The following is a 17062-nucleotide window of genomic DNA, read 5'->3' on the forward strand; positions in this document are numbered from 1 at the left end:
TGTGTCGAAGGGCAGGGCGGCCGGGCTCATCGGCCGACGAAGGCAGGCGGGCGGCGCTCGACGAAGGCCTGCATGCCTTCCTTCTGATCGGCCGTGTCGAACAGCAGCTCGAAGGCGCGCCGCTCCAGCATCAAGCCGGTTGCGAGAGGCGCGTCGGCGCCGGCAAGCGCGACTTCCTTGATCAGGCGCAGCGCGAGCGGCGGGCGCGAGGCGATGTGCGCGGCAAGTTCCAGCGCGCGCGCTTCGAGGGCGTCGTCTTCGACCACTTCGGTGACCAGCCCCATCGCGAGCGCTTCCTCGGCGTTGACCGGCTCGCCCGTCAGCAGCAACTTCATTGCACGGTACTTGCCGAGTGCCCTGACCAGGCGTTGGGTCGCGCCGCCCCCGGGCATGATGCCGACAGCGACCTCCGGCTGACCGAACTTCGCGCAGCGCGCGGCAAGGATGATGTCGGCGTGTTGGGCAAGCTCGCAGCCGCCCCCCAGCGCCGGGCCGGACACCGCAGCGATCAAAGGCTTGGAAAAGTCGGCGATCGCTTTCCAGTACCGCGGCACGTCGAGCTTGAAGACTTCCGCGCTGCCCAGCGCAGCGATCTCCTTCAGGTCGGCGCCGGCAGCGAAGTAGCTCGGCGCCCCGCACAGGATGACGCAGCGGGTGTCGGTGTCCCGATCGAGCTCGGTGAGCGCCCGAGCCAGCGCCTCGCGCAGGGCCGTGTTCAGCGCGTTGCGCGCTTGCGGCCGGTTCAGCCGCAGCCGGGCGACGCCGTCGAGCGGCCAGTCCAAAAGCACCGGTGCCGTGGCTTCGGCCATTGCGTTCGTCTCCCGACTCGTTGCCATGAAGGCAGTGTCGGAGTGGTCTTGTTATTCAGCAACTTTCAATGTCGAATAGGCAGAATTCAGATTCCAAATATGCCGCCGCATGAACCTGCGCACCTTCGATCTGAACCTGCTGCTGGTCTTCGATGCGATTTACGGTGAACGCAGCATCTCCAAGGCGGCGCACAAGCTGCACTTGTCGCAGCCGACCGTCAGCAACGCCTTGGCGAGGCTGCGCGAGCGGCTGCAGGACCCGCTGTTCGAGCGCAGTGCGCAGGGAATGTGGCCCACGCCGCGGGCGAAGAAGCTCGCCGATCCGATTCGCCAGGCCTTGAACGTGCTCGAGCGCGGCCTGCGCGGTGACGAGGCCTTCGACTTCGCCCGCTCCGACCGCGAATTCGTCATTGCCGTGGAGGACTACGGTGAAGCCGTGATCCTGCCGGGCTTCATCAAGTGGCTGGCCGAGGTGGCGCCAAACATCCGGATCAGGATTCGCCCGGAGTCGAGCGCCCAACTCAAGGCCGAATTGCGCGAGGGCGCGGTCGACCTGGCGCTCGACTACTTCGTGTTGACCGAGTCGGCCTACCGCAACACCTGCGTGCTCACCGAAACGCTGTTGAGCCTGACGCGCCGCGATCACCCCCTGGTCAGCGAGCGGCTCACTCTAGAGCTGTACCTGGCCTTGCCTCACGTGGTGCTGGCCGCCCCTTCCAATGCGCGGCCGATGATCGATCTGGCCTTGCACAAACGCGGGCTTCAACGGCGCATTGCGGTAAGGGTGCCGCATTTCGTCTCGATGCCGGTGATCGTCCAGACCACCGACATGATCGGCACCGTGCCCCGGCGAATGGCGTACTTGTATGCCGACAACTTCCGCTTGAAGTCGCATGCAGTGCCCTTGCGCATTCCGCAGTTTCCCGTGTACCTGATCTGGCACGAATCGGTCGAGTCGGACGAAGGGCACCAGTGGTTCCGCGACCACCTGAGGGAGTTCTGCCAGCGATTGTGAGCAGGTCGCGGCGAGTGCTGGAATTCGGCTCCAGCGGTGAAACCGAAGCCGTCGGGGCGGGCCTTGCTGCGGCCCGCCTTCTTGGCTTTTCAAAGGGCCGTCACGACGCCTGCGGCGTTGAGCAGATCGGCTATCGTGAACTGGTCGTTGCTGCCGAGCGTCGGCGTCCAGTCGGGCTCCTGACGAAGGTAGGACATGGCGTCGCCCTGCAAGACGCCGATGAAGACCTCACCGACGATGCGCCCGCCCACGGGGCCGAGCCGTTTGCCGTCGGCGCGCAGTTCTGCCTCCTTGAGGATGTAGAACCACAAGGGCGTGCTGTCGTCCAGGTGCAGCGGCGCCAGATCAGCCAGTTCGGCAGGGGTCAGCGGTTCTTCTTTCATGGCCTTGGCGACGCGTTGGCCTGACGGCAGCTTGAAGGTCAGGTGGCGCAGCAGATTGCGCCCGGCCAGTGATTGCGGCTCCCCGCCCGGCATGCCCGGCAGATCGAACAGCACGCTCGAAAGCTTGCTGTCGATGCGCTTGTTGTTGCGCGGCGGCGGGCTGCCGAAATCGAAGAAGGTTTGCCAGTCGATGAAGCGGTCGGCCGCACGTGTGCCACCGCGCATGTCGAAGGCGATCGGACTGACGGCCAGGTTGTCGTTGAAGAGCAGGGCGAACACTTCGCCGGTCGATACGGGGCCGAAATTGACGCGGTAACTCGAGCGAATTTGCGAATGCCCGAAGCGGTAGGCCGATACCGAGAACTCCACCGGGATGTAGGGCGCGTTGCGCCACTTGTAGAACTTGCGGCCGTTCTCGAGGATGTCGTCGACCATCGCCTGGCCGATGGTCTTGGGCAGGAACTCGTGCACGATGATCCACTGGTAGTGCCAGCGCACCAGGCGCTGCGCCTCGGTGAAGATCTCGTGCGTATTGGTGCTGCCGGTGTGGGCCTTCACCTTGGCAACCATGGCGTTGTGAAAGCGCAGCATCGCCACATGCAGCTGCGAAAGCACCATGTTTTCGTCGTTGCGCGGGTCGCCCATGATCGGCGTGCCCTGGCTGTTGCGTGGCAGGTCGAACTTTTGCGAGCCATCGCGGCACTGGGCCGGCGAGCCGGGAATGGCTTCGACCAGGAAGGTGGTGCGGCCGTCGTCGATGCTCTGGTCGTAGAGCGCCGGCGAGCCTTGGGGACCCTGGCCATACACGCTGTCGAGCTCGAACGCCGGCGTGCGGAAGTTCTGAATCAGCTCCGGATCGACCTGCTGCTCCAGGCTTGAAGTGATGTCGAGCGTGAGATCGTGATCGAGGAACTGGCCGAGGAACGTCATACCGGCCGGCATGTCGGGGTTGTCGGAATTGTTGAGCGACAGGTTGGCGTCGGTAATGAGGTCGCGCGGGTGTGCGGTGAGCTGATCCATCGCGTCCATCAGGCCGCCTTGCTTGCCGAGTTCCTTGAGTGCGGCGCGCTTGCTCGGCGTGTCGGCGGCGAAGGGCGGTAAGTTGCCGAAAAGGCGGCCGAACTTGCCTTGGTCGTAGAAGCTGGAGGTGGGTGGGCTGTCGCCCGATCGATAGACTTTTCCGTGTCCTGCCATGAGGGTCTCCTTGAGATTGAAGCGGGCTGTCGGCGCAGCCCGTCGGCTGCCGCGCAACCGGTGGAACTCTTGCAGGCGCAATGCAGCTTGTGTATCCCAAGAAGGTTTGCGAGCTAGGGGCTACGGGGTGACGTCGAAGACATGCTCTTCGCAGAGTGGCTGCTGCTCGTGACCAAGGGGCGGGCCGGCGAACGTGAGGGGTTCACACATCTTTACCCCAAGCCCAAGCCGTCTTCACCCCCGCCACCGAGCATGGCTGTACCACCCCGCACCGGGGTGTTCTTGCAGGGACTCACGATGAGACTTTCGACTGTGTCTTCGCGCGGCATGCGCGGCGTTTTGCTCGGTGTGACCGTGGCACTTGCAGGTGCCAGCGTCGCCGCATGGGCCGATCCCGGCCGAGGCCAGCACGCCCAGTACGAGCACCACGGCCACCACGGCGGCGCGATGAGGGGCGGCTCGCCGCGCCACATCGAGCGCATGCTCGACAGCGTGAATGCGACCGACGCGCAACGTGCTCAGATAAGGCAGATCGCCGAGGCCGCGGCGGCCGAAAACAAGGATCGCCGCGCGGCCGGCCGCTCCTTGCGCCAGCAGCAAATGGAGCTTTTTGCTCAACCGACCGTCGACGCCAACGCAGTGGAGGCGCTGCGCCGGCAGATGCTGGCCGAGCACGATCAGACCAGCCAGCGCATGACCCAGGCCATGCTCGACATCAGCCGCTTGCTCACACCCGAACAGCGCGCGCAGATGGCCGAGAAGCAGAAGGATCGGCGTGAGCTGATGAAGAAGCACCACCGCGAGCGCCGGCAGCTCGACGCGCCGGCCGGTTGAGTCTTGCGGTCCACGCGCTTTCCGCACGGCAAGAGAGCGGCGTTCGGACGCCAGGGCCCTCGGCCTCGGCGTCCGGCACGTCACCGCTGCACCGCATTGCACAGCGCTGAGCAAGGCTCGTGGCCTATCCTCTCAGACGCCCTGTCCGTGGACCGCCGCAGCGTGCTTTGAAGACCGCTGCGGATTTCCCCCTTCGAGAAACCGCCATGAGTGCCCGACTGCTGCTGATCGATGACGACGCCCGCCTCACCGCCATGGTGGGCGACTACCTGCGCCAGGCCGGCTATAGCGTCGAAGCCGTGCCGACTTTGGCCGCCGGCCGCGACCGGCTGGCGCGCGAGCCCTACGACGCACTGGTGCTCGACCTGATGCTGCCGGACGGCGACGGCCTCGAGCTCACCCGCGAGCTCCGCGCGGCACCGCGCACGCGCAGCCTGCCGCTGCTCATGCTCACGGCCCGCGGCGAGGCGATGGACCGCATCGTCGGCCTGGAACTCGGCGCCGACGACTACCTGCCCAAGCCTTTCGAGCCGCGCGAACTGCTGGCGCGCGTAAAGGCGCTGCTGCGCCGCACCTCGCCGCCGAGCGACGACGAAGTGCTGCGCTTCGGCCGGCTGGAGGTCGACCCCGCTGGCCGCCAGGCCCGCCTGGAAGGCAAGCCCTGCGAGCTGACCAGCTACCAGTTCGACCTGCTGCTCGTGCTGGCCCGCGCGCCGGGCCGCGTGCTCTCGCGCGATCAGATCATGGACGTGCTCAAGGGCCATGCGCTGGAGGCCTTCGACCGCTCGATCGACGTGCACGTCTCGCGCATCCGTGCCGCCATCGAAGACGACCCGAAGATGCCGCGCCGCATCCTTACCGTGCGCGGCGCCGGCTACGTGTTCGCGAAGAAGCAGGATGCCGAGGCAGCCTGAGCCCGGCGGAGCGCGCCCTGAGCTCGGGGGCGGCGCATGAGAACGCTCTACCTGCGCATCTACCTCACGGTGGTGGCGCTGCTGCTGCTGTTTGCGCTGATCGCGGGCTGGCTGCTGCAGCACAACATCGAGGCCGAGCGTGAGCGCTTTCGCGACAACGCGACCGAGCGGGTCACGGCCTGGGGCGAGTTGATCCGCAACGCCTTGCCGCCACCGACGGCGCCGCCCGAGCAGCAGGGGCAGGCACTGCTCGATTGGTCTGACCGGCTGCGCCTGCCGCTCGCGCTCGACGACGAGCAGGGCCGGCGCATCGCCGCCGCGGCGGACTATCCGCGCAGCGATGGGACGCAAGGCACGACCGGCACCGCGCCGGCTGCCGGCACTGCAGAAGACGACGCCGACGCACGCCGCGAAGCCGCCGGCGCCGCGCTGGGCCAGCGCCCACCGCAGCGCGTGGAATTGAGCGATGGTCGCGTGCTGTGGGTGGTGCGTCCCTATCGCACGCGCAGCAGCGCACGGGCGGCCCAGCGCGGGCTGCTCGGCGACCCGCCGGCTTTCATTCGCGGCACCGGACTGGTCGTCACGCTGGTGCTGCTGTTCGTGGCCGTCGCCGCGGGCGCCTATCCCGTGGTCCGCCGGCTGACGCGCCGCCTCGAAGTGCTCAAGCAGGGCGTCGAGACTTTCGGTGCCGGTGCGCTGTATCACCGCGTCGATGCCTCCGGCAAGGACGAGGTCGCGGCGGTGGCGACCAGCTTCAACCAGGCCGCCGCGCGCGTGGAGTCGCTGGTGCTGGCCAGTCGCTCGCTGCTCGCGAACGCCAGCCACGAACTGCGCTCCCCGCTGGCGCGTATGAAGATGGCGGTGGAAATGCTCGACGGCGCGGCCGGGGCCCAGCGTGCACCGCTCAAGGCCGAGATCGAACGCAACATTCGAGAGCTCGACCAGCTGGTCGAGGAGGTGCTGCTGGCCAGCCGGCTCGACGCACGCCATGAGCGCTCTCCCGACGGCGTCGATGAGCGGGTGCGCGAGGCGGTGGACATGATCGCGCTGGCCGCCGAGGAGGCTGCCCGTGTCAACGCGACGCTGGATCTGCCCGAGGCGCCGCTGACGCCGGCTGAACCGCTGGCCACGCCGCTCGCCCCCGAGAACGGCCACGGCGCGCCGCTGCCGGACACGCTCTCGGGCGACGAACGGCTGCTGCGCCGCGCGTTGCGCAATCTGCTGGAGAACGCCTGCCGCTACGGCGGCGCGGGCGCACCGGAATTGCAAATGAGGCGCGCCGGCAACCAGCTTGAACTGCGCGTGCTCGACCGCGGCCCCGGCGTGCCCGAGGCGCAGCGCGAACGCATCTTCGAGCCCTTCTATCGCCTGCCGGGGCATGCGGAGCAGGCGGGCGGCGTGGGTCTGGGACTGAGCCTCGTGCGCCAGATCGCGCGTCACCACGGTGGCGAGGCGCGCTGCGAAGCGCGCGAGGGTGGCGGGAGCTGCTTCGTGATCAGTTTGCCGGTGGCTTGAAGCGGGGTGCCGGCGTGCGAGGTGCGGGCGGTTGGCGCAGGGGATCAGCGCACTGCGGTGGCCCTCACCCCAACCCTCTCCCAGAGGGAGAGGGAGCAGACGGCGACGTCAGTAGCGGTAGCGCAGCCCCACGAAGACACCACGGCCGGCGCCCGGCGCCACGAAGACGGCATCGCGCTCTTCGCCGGGGCCGTTGCCTCGAGCGTCGAACACGGTCTCGGCGAGCGCACCGAAGTTCTCGTAGCGGCGGTCGAAGACATTCGTCACATTGGCGTAGACCTCCCACGCGCGGTCGGGCTTGTAGCTGGCGCGCACGTTGAGCAGCCCGTAGCCGGGGACCTTCAGGCGTCGCGCTTCGGGCTCGTCGCCGGGTGCGGTGTCTTCCAGCAGGCCGTCCTCGTTGCCCGACACGCGGCGCGAGGAGACCGCCAGCACGTCGGCCCCGAGCGAGAAGCCGCCGCCGACTCGCCAGTCGGCGCCGAGCTTGAGCGTGTGGCGCGGGATGCCGGCGATGCGCGTGCCGGGCTCGATCGCCACGTTGCGCTCGCCCTGGCGCAGCACGCCGTCGGCCTCGTAGGTCGCATCGAGGAAGCTGTAGCCGATGCCCACGTCGAAGCGGCCCAGCGTGAGCGCGAGTTCGGTATCGATGCCCTGGTTGCGCGTCTTGGAAAAGTTGTCGAAGTAGCCGAGCTGGCCGTTGACGTCGATGCTGCGGAACAGGATGTCGTCGCGGTTGTCGGTGCGAAAAGCCGCGATGGTGAAGCGCGCGTTCTCGGCGAAGGGCCAGCGCAGGCCGGCCTCGATCGAGGTCGACTTGACCTGTTCAAGGAAGGGGTCGGCCTGCAGCCCCGCCGGCAGGCGGCAGGGTTCCTCGGGGTCGGCGCAGCCGAGTTCGATGACGGTCGGCGCACGCGAGTTGCGCGCCACGTTGGCGAAGACGGTCGGCGTGTTGCCCGCCTCGCCGATCCGGTGCGCGATGCCGAGCGCCGGGTTCACGCTGTTGTAGGTGAAGGTCTCGCGCGGCTTGTCTTCGACCACGTCGGTGTCGTCGTCGCGCGTGGTGAGCTGGTTGCCGACGCGCGAGCGGTTGTAGCGCAGTGTGCCGGTCAGGTGGGTGCGCGGGGCGAGCCGGATCGTGTCGCTGGCATAAATGCCGTAGTGCGTGGATTCGCCGTCGACGTCGGCCGACAGTTCATTGCCGAAGCCCGGCGCCGGCTCCACGCCGCGATCGGGCGTGAACAGGCCGCCGCGTTCGAACTGCCGGTAGCCGACGCTGCTGGTATCGACCGTGGCGCCCACTTGCCACTGGTGGGCGCCGATCTGGCTGGCGTAGTTGAGGCCGGCGCCGTAGCCGGTCTGGGTGGTGCTCGTGCTGTTGAAAGCAGCGTTCGGGTCGCCCGGGTTCTCGGGTTCCTCTTCGGCCTCGTCGCCGTTGACGGTGTCGCGCGTGCTGTGGCGCACGTAGGCCAGCGCCGAGATCGAGCTTGTGGCGCTGAGCGCGTGCTGCAGGTTGAAGCTGAGTTGCTCCAGCTTGTTCTCGGTCTGGTCGGGGAAGGTGTAGACCGACTCGCGGCGGCTGAAGTACAGGTCCTTCTCGAGTTCGCCGTCATCAATCGTGTAGGCAGGGATCAGGCCGTTGCCGACCAGGTCGCTGCGCCCGAGCAGCAGGTTCACGCTCCAGTTGGTGGTGCCGTTGTCGCGGCCGATCTTGGCGAGGAACTGGCCGAGATCGCCTTCGGAATGGTCGCGCCAGCCGTCTTCTTCGAAGTACGTGAAGGCGGCGAACTGATGCCAGCCGCTGGCTTCGTCGTTGCGGCCGTAGCTCAGGTCCAGTCGCTTGCGGCCGAAGCTGCCGCCGGAGATCTCGGCGCGTGCGCCGGGTGCGCTGCGGCCATCGTGCGTGGTGTAGGCCAGCGCGCCGCCGAGTGAGTTGAGGCCGAAGGCCGGGTTGGCGCCGGGCACCAGCGAGATGGTGTTGACCGCAAATTCCGGAATCAGGTCGAAATTGACGACATCGCCGAAAGGCTCGTTGATGCGCACGCCGTCGAGATAGACCGACAGGCCCTGGCCGGCGCCGAGCAACGGCGAGGCGCGGAAGCCGCGGTAGGTGAGGTCGCCCTGAAATGGGCTGCCCTGGATGTCGTTGACCTGCACGCCGGGGACGCGGCGATTGAGGTAATCGACCAGGTTGCCGGCCTGCGCGTCATCGATGCGCTCGCGTTTGATGAGCTGGGTTGAATAGGGCAACAGGTCGCGGTCGATGCCCTGACCCGGCAGCGGCGAGGTGCCGATGATCTCGACGCGGTCGAGCTTCGTGGTCGCGGCCGGCGTGCCGGGGGTCGGTGCGCTTTGCGCGGCCGCGACGGCGGGCATTGCGATCAGGGCAACTCCCAGCCAGCCTCGGGCCGCAAGGCTTTTCGACAGCGGTGATAGTGCGGGGCCTCGGGCAACGTTCCCCATCGGACGCGTGCCGCCGATTCTTTTCGAGATATGTCCCATCGATCGTCTCCTCTGTTGTTATGAATGCAAACCTTGAATTCTGAGCGAGCTGACTCTTCGCGAGCGGCAGGAATTTTTCCCGACTTGATGCGCGCTCCGGCTCCGATCGAGTTGCCGCGCGTCGTCATGCGCGGCGCGCTGGCGGTCGCGCTCGTCGGCTTGCTGCTCGCGCTGCTGCTCGGCTTGTGGCGGGCGCGTGATGACATGCGCGAGGAAACCGATGCGGCCGTGACCCTCGCCCGCGCGATGGCGCTGCTGGCCGCGCCGGTGGCCGAGCAGCGCCCGCGCGCCGAAATGCTTCAGGCCCTGCGCTGGTTGCAGACCTCGGAGAACCTGCGGCACCTTCGTCTGCAGTTGTACGACGACGACGGCCTCGCGCTGTTGCCGGAGGCGCAAATCGAGCCGCCGCCGTTCGCACTCGGCTGGCTGATTGCGCTGAACCAGCGCGTTTTTCCGCCGCCGCCCGAGCACGTGGTGGACTGGCCCTTGCCGCGGCCGGGCGGCGAAGTCTGGCGCCTGCAACTGCGCGCTTCGCCCGACAGCGAGCAGCGCGAGGCGCTCGAGCAACTGCTCGAACTGCTCGGCCTGCTGGCGCTGGGCAGCGTGGTCATGCTCGCCGTGATGCACCTGCACTTGCGCCGCGCGTTCAGGCCGTTGCGTCCGCTGCTCGACGCCATTGCGCGCATCGAACGCCAGGAGCTGGCACCGCTGCGCGGGCTGCCGCCGATGCCGATCCGCGAACTCGATGCCATCGCCACCGCGCTGCGCCACCTGAGCGGTGCGCTGGAACAAGCCGAGGAGGCGCGCCGCGGCCTGGCGCGCCAGGTGCTCACCTTGCAGGAGGACGAGCGCAGCCGGCTCGCGCGCGAACTGCACGACGAGTTCGGCCAGCACCTCACTGCCTTGCGCGTCGATGCCGCCTGGCTGCAGCGGCGCCTGGCTCACGTTCCCGAGCTCGCCGCCGTGGTGGCCGGCATGGCCGAGCAGTGCGCGCGCATCCAGCAGGAGGTGCGCGGCCTGCTGACGCGGCTGCGCCCGCTCGGCTTGAGCGACTCGAGCCAGGAAGCAGGCGACGAGCCGGCGCTGCGCTTGCGCGAACTGCTCGAAAGCCTGGTGCAGGCCTGGGCTCAGTCGCCCGGGCAAGCCACGCGCTACGCGCTGGATTTCGAATGTGCGGGAACGGGCGGCGCCGCCGAGAGCGAACTCCTGCTTCCGCGCGAGTTGATGCTTACGGTCTACCGCATCAGCCAGGAGGCGCTCACCAACGTGGCACGCCATGCCGGCGCGCGAAACGCGCGGCTGGGCGTTCGCATCGAGAGGGACGGCGAGCGCGGTCTGCTGCAGTGGTCGGTCGAGGACGACGGCCGCGGCCTGGATGCCGGCGCGTGGCAGCGCGGTAATGGGATGGCCGGCGTGAAAGAGCGCATCTGGGCAGCGGGCGGTGATCTCGAATGGCGCGCGACCGACGATCTGCGCACCGCCAAGCCGGGACTGCGCCTCGATGCGCGGTTGCCGTTCGTGATCAACACGGTCGGCAGCGGCGCCAACGCCAACGCCAACGTCAGCGGTAGCGGTAGCGGTAGCGGCAGTCGCGGCATCAACGGCGTCGACAACGACGTCGACCGTGCGGCGCGCGGCGATTCAGCCGACGGTGCCGGCACGCAGAACCTGCGCGGCGACACTGCGCCATGAGCGAAACGATCCTCTCCACGACCCTGCGTGTTGCGCTGGCCGACGACCACGCCGTCGTGCGCGCCGGCTACCGCCGCTTGCTCGAACTCGAGCCCGACATGGCGGTCGTCGCCGAGTTCTCCGACGCCGATTCCGCCTATGGCACGCTCACCGGCGCGGGCGGCGATGCGATCGACCTGCTGGTGCTCGACCTGTCGATGCCGGGCCGCAGTGGTCTGGAACTGCTGCGCCGCCTGACCCAGCGGCGGCCCGGCCTGCCGGTGCTCGTGTTCACCATGCACGACGGCGCCGCCATGCTCGACCAGTGCCTGCGCGCCGGCGCGGCCGGCTTCGTGACCAAGAGCAGCGCACCCGAAGTGCTGGTCGATGCCGTGCGCCGCGCCGCACGCGGCGAAACCGCGCTCTCGCCCGACGTGGCTGCACTCGGCGCAGCCCAGTCCGCGGACGGCCCGCCACACCGCAGACTGAGCAGTCGCGAGTTCGACATCCTTCAGCAGCTGTGCACGGGCCGCAGCGTCGAAGAGATCGCCCAGGCACTGCGACTGAGCACGAAGACGGTGGCGAACTACCAGACGCAGATCCGCCAGAAGCTGGGCGCGGGCAGTGCGGTGGAGCTGCTGCGCTATGCGAGCGAGCACGGGCTGCTCGGGCCGTCGGCTTGATCGTTTGCCGCAGCTGGCACGCGACACAGCCCTTTGAACTGATTCTGTGGTTTGCAGCCTGTGGGCGGCAGACCGAACCTCATCCCCCTCGCCGCATCAACCCCAGCCGCTGCACGATCAGCTTTTCCGCCGCATACGCTTCCCGGCACGCCTTGGCGTATTCCTCCGGCCCGAGATAGGCCAATTGCTGGTCCGACCGCGCCAGCTCGGCGATGTACGCCGGCTCCAGCATCGCCGCCCGAAAGCCTTCGTGGAGGATCTGCACGATCGGCTGCGGCAGGCCGCGCGGGCCGCCCAGGCCGTAGGGCGAGGTGGCGACGATGCCGTGGCCCAGTTCCTCGAGCGTGGGTGTCTGTGGCCAGCGCTTGCTGCGCTCTTCGCCAAAGGTCATGAGCAGGCGCAGCTTGCCGTTGTCGACGAAGGGGCCGAAGGCGGTCGAGCCCACGCCCACCTGCACCTGCCCGCTCGCCACGCCGAGCATCTGCTCGGCCACGCCCTTGTAGGGAATGTGCAGGTACTCCAGCCCCTGCTTGGCGAACAGCTGTTCGATCACGACGTGCGGCGTGGTGCCCACACCGTTGCTCGCGATCGTGATCTTCTTGCCCTGGGCGCTGCCCTTGCGCGCCGCGGCGAACACGTCGTCCAGCGTCTTGATGGGGCTCTCAGTGGCGACCACCATGCCGAAGGTGGTGCCGGTGAGCTGGAGGATCGGTGTCACGTCACGGATCGGATCCCACAGCACCTTTTGCGTATAGGGCGCGCGGAAGATCGTCTGCGGCAGTTGCGCGATGGTGTAGCCGTCGGGCGCGGCCTGCTGCAGGATCGGCATGCACAAGGTGCCGCCGGCACCGGAGCGGTTTTCCGTAACGACCTTCTGGCTCAGGTGATGCGAGGCGGCCTCGGCCAGCACGCGCATCGACAGGTCGGTGCCGCCACCGGGCGGCCAGGGTACCCATAAGGTGATCGGCCGGGTGAAGAAGTCGCCTTGCGCCCGCGTGCCCACTGCGGGCAGCGCCAGCGAGGCGGCGGTGCCGCGCAGCAGGGTGCGGCGGCGAAGGAGGTTGCGCGAGGCGGGCTTCATGATTCCTCTGGACACAGGCGGGCTGCGCTCGATGCGCCGCTCTCGGTGCTTCGCACCGTCTTGATGGGCGGCAGTAAGTCGGGGGTTCGGTCCTGTGCGTTCATCCGCCGCCGCCGCCGCGCTTGGCCAGTTGGCCGAAGCCGCGTTGCGGGTCGTAGCCCCAGCAGGCCAGCGCGAAGAACACCGCCAGGCAGCCGAGCACCACGTAGGGCGCCATGCCCGGGTCCTTGCCGTAGAGCGCAAAGCGAATCCACTCCACCGCATGCGTGAACGGGTTGAAGCGCGCCGCCTGGTACACCCATTCGGCGCCGGACTCCTGCAGCTTCCACAGCGGGTAGAGCGCGGTGGAAAGGAAGTACATCGGGAAGATGACGAAGTTCATCGTGCCGGCGAAGTTCTCGAGCTGCTTGATGTGCACCGACAGCAGCAGGCCGAGCGCCCCGAGCATCAGCGCGCCGGCGAGCACCGCGCCCAGCGCGTGCAGGCCATTCAAGGTGAACACGGGCAGCTCGGTGCCGATCAGCAGCGCGATGGCCACGAAGGCCAGCGCCTGGATCACCGAAAGCAGCGCGGTCGCCGCGAGTTTGCAGAACAGCAGCCACGGCCGCGGCAACGGCGCGGTGAGCAGGAGGCGCATCAGCCCCATTTCGCGGTCATACACCATGGCCAGCGAGGACTGCATGCCGTTGAAGAGAAGCACCATGCCGACCAATCCGGGCGCGATGTAGACCTCATAGGGGATGTAGGTGTCGTAGGGCTCGACGATGGCGATGCCGAACACATTGCGAAAGCCCGCCGCGAACACCGCCAGCCACAGCAGCGGGCGCACCAGCGCCGAGACGAGCCGGCCGGTCTGTTGCAGGAACTTCATCAGCTCGCGCATCACGATCGCGCGCAGCGCCTGCAGCGCATGCGGCACGCCGCGGCGCGCGCCAGAGGCGGTCGGGTTCAACGCCAGGGTGCTGCTCATCGCGGGGCCTTGCAAAGCTTCTCGCCGGCATCGGTGCCGAGCGTGTCGAGCACGTTGGTCGGGTGGAGGATGCCTTCGATCGGCGCCTGCGAGATCACGCCCTGGCCGTCGGTCAGGAGCATCGGCTGGCGCAGTTGGCCGTCCCAGGGGCGGAAGGTCATGCTCACGCCCTTGGAGCCATCGAGTTGCGTCTTGCCGAGCGCCTGTTGCCACGCGGTATTCGGGCCTTTGGGCTGAGCCGAAGCCAGCGCGACCAGCGCCTTGCCGGCCATCCACGCGCTCCAGTCGTGCGCGGTCATCGGCCGATCAGTCGCCTTGTGGAAGCGGCGCGAAACCTGCGGCGCGCCGAAGCGTTCGAACTGTGCGTGCCAGCCCACGGGCACCAGGCCGGCGTCGCCGACCACCGGGCGCGGTAGCACGGTGCGGTAGGGCAGGGCGCGGGCAAATTCGCCGTCGCTGTCGACCACCCAGACGGCGTCGTACTGGGTGCCGGCCGTGAGCAGCAGCGGGTTGGCGAGATTGCGCTCGCGGGGGTCGGCCGAGAGCTTGAAGGGCTTGTTCGCCACCAGCTGCAGGCCGTAGCGCTTGAGCGCCGCCTGAACCACCTGCGCGCGCTGCTGGTCTATGGGGCTGCTGCCCACGAGCAGTAGCAGCTTGCTCCACTTGCGCGAGAGCAGCGTCTGCGCGAGCGCGTCGGCGCGCATGCGTTCGCTGGGCATGATGTGGAAAAGGTTCGCACGGCAGTTCGCACCGCGCAACGGGTCCGCTGCCGCACTCACGTTTAGCACGGGGATCTTCACGGCGTCGGTTACCGCGAGCAGCCACTCGGCCGGCAGATCGGCGATCAGCACGGCAGCACCGGCTTTCTCGGCCGCGACGGCGGCGCTGCGCGCTGCGGCGAGGTCGGCGGCTTCCTCGGTCTCGACCTCGACTGCGGCGCCTGCGGCATCGAGTTCGAACTGGCCTTCCTCGAGCGCGAGCTTCACGCCGTCTTCTGCCGGGCCGGTCGGGTGGCCGAGGTAGGCGCGTTCGGCGCGGCTGCGGTCGAGCCGGTCGTCGTCTTCTGCCACGATCAAGGTGGCTTTCAGCGTGGCGGCCTGCGTCGCCAACGCCGCAGCCGACAGCGTCAGCGCCGCCGCAAGACCCAGCGCAAGCCGCTTCATTCGACGATCACCACGCCATAGGGCACGCGGCCGACGGGAATGGACTTGACCGCCTTGACGCCCGCAACGTCGACCACCGTCACGTCGTCAGACAGGCCGTTGATGACCCACAGCCGCGACTCGTCCTTGTTGAGCGCCACGTTCCATGCACGCTGGCCGACGAGCACCAGGCCGGTGACCTTGCGCGCCGGCACATCGACGAAGGCGACGTGGTTGGCCTTGCCCAGCCCGACGAAGGCGCGCTTGCCGTCCTTCGTCATGGTGATGCCCACCGGCGTGATGTCTTCGCTGCGCGCGCCCTTCACAGTGAACTCGATCGTGTCCTTCACGCTGTGGTCGGCGGTGTCGATGATGGTGGCGCTGGCGTCGAGCTCGCTGGTCACCCACAGCTCCTTGCCGTCGGGCGTGATCGCCATGCGGCGCGGACGCTTGCCGACCTTCACGTTCTTGACCACCTTGCCGGTGGCGGTGTCGATCACGTGCACCAGGCTGGCGACCTCGGAGGTGATGTAGAGCAGCTTGCCGTCGGCGCTGACCTTCACGCCCTCGGGCTCCTCGCCGACCTTCACGGTCTTGAGCACCTTGCCGGTGGCCGCGTCGATGAAGCTGGCCTCGCCTTCGTCTTCGTTGGAAACGTAGATCGTCCTGCCGTCGGGCGAGAGGTCGAAGGCCTCGGGCTCGTCGCCGAGCGGCACGCGCTTGACCGACTTGCCGGTGGCGAGGTCGATCACGTCGGCCTCGTTGGAATCGGTGCACGCCACCATGAGCTGCTTGCCGCCCGGCATGAGCTGCACGTGGCGCGCGCGCTTGCAGGTGGCGATGGTGCCCTTGACCGCGAGCGTGTCGGTGTCGATCAGGGTGAGCGCATCGTCTTTCTCGCTGCTGACGTAGGCGGTGCCGGCGTGGGCCGGGCCGGCCAGCGTGAGTGCGGTCACTGTCACGGCCGCCGTCAGCGTGAGCAGGGCCCGGGCGGTCGTCGCCACGGTCGGAAGCTTCTTCGTGTTGTTCATCGGGATTTTTTCCTGTCTTTGTAAATGCACGGCGTCAGGCCGCCTTCGAGCGCTCGCCGGCGCCTCCTGTGCGTGCGATGAAGCCGCGCTCCAGCGTGGCCTCGCCGAGTGCGGCGGTCACCTCGGCCGGCGTGCCGTCGGCCAGCAGCTCGCCCTTGTCGAGCACCAGCACGCGGTCTGCCTGCTCCGCTTCTTCGACCAGGTGCGTCGCCCACAGCACGCACACGCCGCGCTCGCGCACGTCGTCTCGCATCGCGGACAGCAGGTCGCGTCGCGATTTCGGGTCCAGGCCCACGGTGGCTTCGTCCATCAGCATCACGGCAGGTTGGTGCAGCATCGCGCGCACGAGTTCCACCTTGCGCCGGTTGCCGCCGGAGAGCTCGCGCACCGTGCGGTTCAGGTCGGCATCGACACCGAGTCGCGCGCAGCCCGCCGCGATGCGCTCCTTCGCCAGTGCGCGCGGCAGGCCCTGCAGATCGGCCTGGAACAGCAGGTTGCGCTGGATGCTCAGGTCCATGTCGAGTGAGATCTGCTGGAACACCACGCCGATGTGGCGCAGCGCCGCCGAAGCGCCGTGGCGCAGCGAATGGCCGGCCACTTCGACCTCGCCTTCGTCGGCCGCGAACAGGCCGGTGAGCACTTGGAACAGCGTCGATTTGCCCGCGCCGTTGGGGCCGAGCAGGGCGGTGAACTGGCCGGCGCGCAGCTCGAGGCTCAAGGACTTCAGCGCGACGCGCTCGCCATAGCGTTTGGTCAGACCGCGCACGCTCAGCATCGGTTGTTCTTCTCCGGGGATGGGGGATCGGGCAGCGCGCTGCCCGGTGCGAGGCCGCGGCGCATCACCGCGCTTCGAGGAGCGCTGACTCTACCGCCGCAGGCTCGTCCGTGAGGGCGTGGGAGTTTGCGTCGGTGCGCAACCAGAGGTTGCCGCTGCGCGCTGCGCCGGGGATGAAACGCAGGGGCTGGCTCGGTGCGGATGGGGTGGCCTTTGCCGAACTCACGACGCGGCCGTCGGGTGCGATGACCGTGAACGCGGCGCTCGCATCGGCCATGCCAGGCGTGGGCCGTGCATCGAGGGCGTGGGCCGAAATCCACAGGATCTTCATGCGCCCGGCGAGGCGTTGCCGGCTGGCGTCGACCACCGCTTCGGCGTCGGCCAGGTCCTGCGGCGTGGGCATGAGCGCGTCGCGGTTGAGCCAGGCCCAGCCGTGGTACTGCGTGCTGGTGAGTTCCAGGAAGTCGACGCCCATGCGCTCGGCCATGTCGATGATGCGGCCCACGTGCGGCAGGTTGTAGCGGTGCATCACGCAGTTGAGCACCA

14 protein-coding genes and 1 pseudogene are annotated in these 17062 nt (G+C 68.3%); 6 read left to right on the forward strand and 9 right to left on the reverse strand.

Annotation, left to right across the window (positions count from 1 at the left end; all coding sequences use genetic code 11):
- Positions 1-26: 26 nt before the first annotated feature.
- Positions 27-836, reverse strand: coding sequence for an enoyl-CoA hydratase-related protein (locus H0W40_RS07320; RefSeq protein ID WP_292444814.1), 810 nt, complete (start codon positions 834-836; stop codon positions 27-29).
- A gap of 82 nt (positions 837-918) precedes the next feature.
- On the opposite strand from H0W40_RS07320, the gene H0W40_RS07325 reads away from it, so the two are divergent.
- On the forward strand, positions 919-1824 hold the full coding sequence (locus H0W40_RS07325; RefSeq protein WP_292444816.1) for a LysR family transcriptional regulator: 906 nt from the start codon (positions 919-921) through the stop codon (positions 1822-1824).
- 89 nt (positions 1825-1913) lie between these two features.
- Here the strand turns inward: H0W40_RS07325 and H0W40_RS07330 are convergent, their stop codons facing one another.
- Entirely contained in the window at positions 1914-3401 is a 1488-nt protein-coding gene (locus H0W40_RS07330; protein ID WP_292444818.1) for a heme peroxidase family protein, read from the reverse strand.
- A gap of 297 nt (positions 3402-3698) precedes the next feature.
- On the opposite strand from H0W40_RS07330, the gene H0W40_RS07335 reads away from it, so the two are divergent.
- The 3 genes from H0W40_RS07335 to H0W40_RS07345 all read left to right on the forward strand — a co-directional run bounded on the left by H0W40_RS07335 (position 3699) and on the right by H0W40_RS07345 (position 6664).
- Positions 3699-4235, forward strand: coding sequence for a Spy/CpxP family protein refolding chaperone (locus H0W40_RS07335; RefSeq protein ID WP_292444820.1), 537 nt, complete (start codon positions 3699-3701; stop codon positions 4233-4235).
- Positions 4236-4441: 206 nt separating this feature from the next.
- Positions 4442-5149, forward strand: a complete 708-nt coding sequence (locus tag H0W40_RS07340) for a response regulator transcription factor (protein ID WP_292444822.1) — start codon at positions 4442-4444, stop codon at positions 5147-5149.
- A 36-nt stretch (positions 5150-5185) separates the two neighbouring features.
- A complete protein-coding gene (locus tag H0W40_RS07345) occupies positions 5186-6664 on the forward strand; it encodes a HAMP domain-containing sensor histidine kinase (RefSeq protein WP_292444824.1) in 1479 nt (492 codons plus the stop codon).
- A 108-nt stretch (positions 6665-6772) separates the two neighbouring features.
- Here the strand turns inward: H0W40_RS07345 and H0W40_RS07350 are convergent, their stop codons facing one another.
- Entirely contained in the window at positions 6773-9037 is a 2265-nt protein-coding gene (locus H0W40_RS07350) for a TonB-dependent receptor (protein ID WP_292444825.1), read from the reverse strand.
- A gap of 213 nt (positions 9038-9250) precedes the next feature.
- On the opposite strand from H0W40_RS07350, the gene H0W40_RS07355 reads away from it, so the two are divergent.
- Both H0W40_RS07355 and H0W40_RS07360 read left to right on the forward strand, forming a co-directional pair.
- Positions 9251-10855 (forward strand): histidine kinase, encoded by a 1605-nt coding sequence (locus H0W40_RS07355; RefSeq protein WP_292444826.1) that lies wholly within the window; start codon positions 9251-9253, stop codon positions 10853-10855.
- The gene (locus H0W40_RS07360) at positions 10852-11517 is read left to right on the forward strand and encodes a response regulator transcription factor (RefSeq protein WP_292444828.1); all 666 of its coding nucleotides are present in this window, start codon (positions 10852-10854) and stop codon (positions 11515-11517) included. Before H0W40_RS07355 ends, H0W40_RS07360 begins: the two co-directional genes overlap by 4 nt.
- A 79-nt stretch (positions 11518-11596) precedes the next feature.
- Here H0W40_RS07360 and H0W40_RS07365 read toward each other — a convergent pair whose 3' ends face one another.
- From H0W40_RS07365 to H0W40_RS07390, 6 genes and pseudogenes are all read right to left on the reverse strand, one after another.
- The gene (locus H0W40_RS07365; protein ID WP_292444829.1) at positions 11597-12598 is read right to left on the reverse strand and encodes a tripartite tricarboxylate transporter substrate binding protein; all 1002 of its coding nucleotides are present in this window, start codon (positions 12596-12598) and stop codon (positions 11597-11599) included.
- Between the two features lie 100 nt (positions 12599-12698).
- On the reverse strand, positions 12699-13568 hold the full coding sequence (locus tag H0W40_RS07370) for an ABC transporter permease (RefSeq protein ID WP_292444832.1): 870 nt from the start codon (positions 13566-13568) through the stop codon (positions 12699-12701).
- Complete coding sequence (locus tag H0W40_RS07375) at positions 13565-14731, reverse strand: branched-chain amino acid ABC transporter substrate-binding protein (protein WP_292444834.1); 1167 nt, start codon at positions 14729-14731, stop codon at positions 13565-13567. Before H0W40_RS07375 ends, H0W40_RS07370 begins: the two co-directional genes overlap by 4 nt.
- A complete protein-coding gene (locus H0W40_RS07380; RefSeq protein WP_292444835.1) occupies positions 14728-15741 on the reverse strand; it encodes a PQQ-dependent catabolism-associated beta-propeller protein in 1014 nt (337 codons plus the stop codon). The genes H0W40_RS07375 and H0W40_RS07380 overlap by 4 nt, the downstream gene beginning before the upstream one ends.
- Positions 15742-15775: 34 nt before the next feature.
- On the reverse strand, positions 15776-16516 hold the full coding sequence (locus H0W40_RS07385) for an ABC transporter ATP-binding protein (protein ID WP_292444836.1): 741 nt from the start codon (positions 16514-16516) through the stop codon (positions 15776-15778).
- A gap of 64 nt (positions 16517-16580) precedes the next feature.
- Positions 16581-17062: pseudogene (locus H0W40_RS07390) on the reverse strand (hypothetical protein); the annotation flags it as partial.

It is taken from the genome of Methylibium sp. (genome assembly GCF_013817345.1).
Taxonomy (GTDB): domain Bacteria; phylum Pseudomonadota; class Gammaproteobacteria; order Burkholderiales; family Burkholderiaceae_C; genus Methylibium.

What these genes read in the sequence shown, in the direction of transcription:
- H0W40_RS07320 (WP_292444814.1), bottom strand. Translation starts at nt 836, where the DNA reads ATGGCAACGAGTCGGGAGACGAACGCAATGGCCGAAGCCACGGCACCG.
- H0W40_RS07325 (WP_292444816.1), top strand. Translation starts at nt 919, where the DNA reads ATGAACCTGCGCACCTTCGATCTGAACCTGCTGCTGGTCTTCGATGCG.
- H0W40_RS07330 (WP_292444818.1), bottom strand. Translation starts at nt 3,401, where the DNA reads ATGGCAGGACACGGAAAAGTCTATCGATCGGGCGACAGCCCACCCACC.
- H0W40_RS07335 (WP_292444820.1), top strand. Translation starts at nt 3,699, where the DNA reads ATGAGACTTTCGACTGTGTCTTCGCGCGGCATGCGCGGCGTTTTGCTC.
- H0W40_RS07340 (WP_292444822.1), top strand. Translation starts at nt 4,442, where the DNA reads ATGAGTGCCCGACTGCTGCTGATCGATGACGACGCCCGCCTCACCGCC.
- H0W40_RS07345 (WP_292444824.1), top strand. Translation starts at nt 5,186, where the DNA reads ATGAGAACGCTCTACCTGCGCATCTACCTCACGGTGGTGGCGCTGCTG.
- H0W40_RS07350 (WP_292444825.1), bottom strand. Translation starts at nt 9,037, where the DNA reads ATGCCCGCCGTCGCGGCCGCGCAAAGCGCACCGACCCCCGGCACGCCG.
- H0W40_RS07355 (WP_292444826.1), top strand. Translation starts at nt 9,251, where the DNA reads ATGCGCGCTCCGGCTCCGATCGAGTTGCCGCGCGTCGTCATGCGCGGC.
- H0W40_RS07360 (WP_292444828.1), top strand. Translation starts at nt 10,852, where the DNA reads ATGAGCGAAACGATCCTCTCCACGACCCTGCGTGTTGCGCTGGCCGAC.
- H0W40_RS07365 (WP_292444829.1), bottom strand. Translation starts at nt 12,598, where the DNA reads ATGAAGCCCGCCTCGCGCAACCTCCTTCGCCGCCGCACCCTGCTGCGC.
- H0W40_RS07370 (WP_292444832.1), bottom strand. Translation starts at nt 13,568, where the DNA reads ATGAGCAGCACCCTGGCGTTGAACCCGACCGCCTCTGGCGCGCGCCGC.
- H0W40_RS07375 (WP_292444834.1), bottom strand. Translation starts at nt 14,731, where the DNA reads ATGAAGCGGCTTGCGCTGGGTCTTGCGGCGGCGCTGACGCTGTCGGCT.
- H0W40_RS07380 (WP_292444835.1), bottom strand. Translation starts at nt 15,741, where the DNA reads ATGAACAACACGAAGAAGCTTCCGACCGTGGCGACGACCGCCCGGGCC.
- H0W40_RS07385 (WP_292444836.1), bottom strand. Translation starts at nt 16,516, where the DNA reads ATGCTGAGCGTGCGCGGTCTGACCAAACGCTATGGCGAGCGCGTCGCG.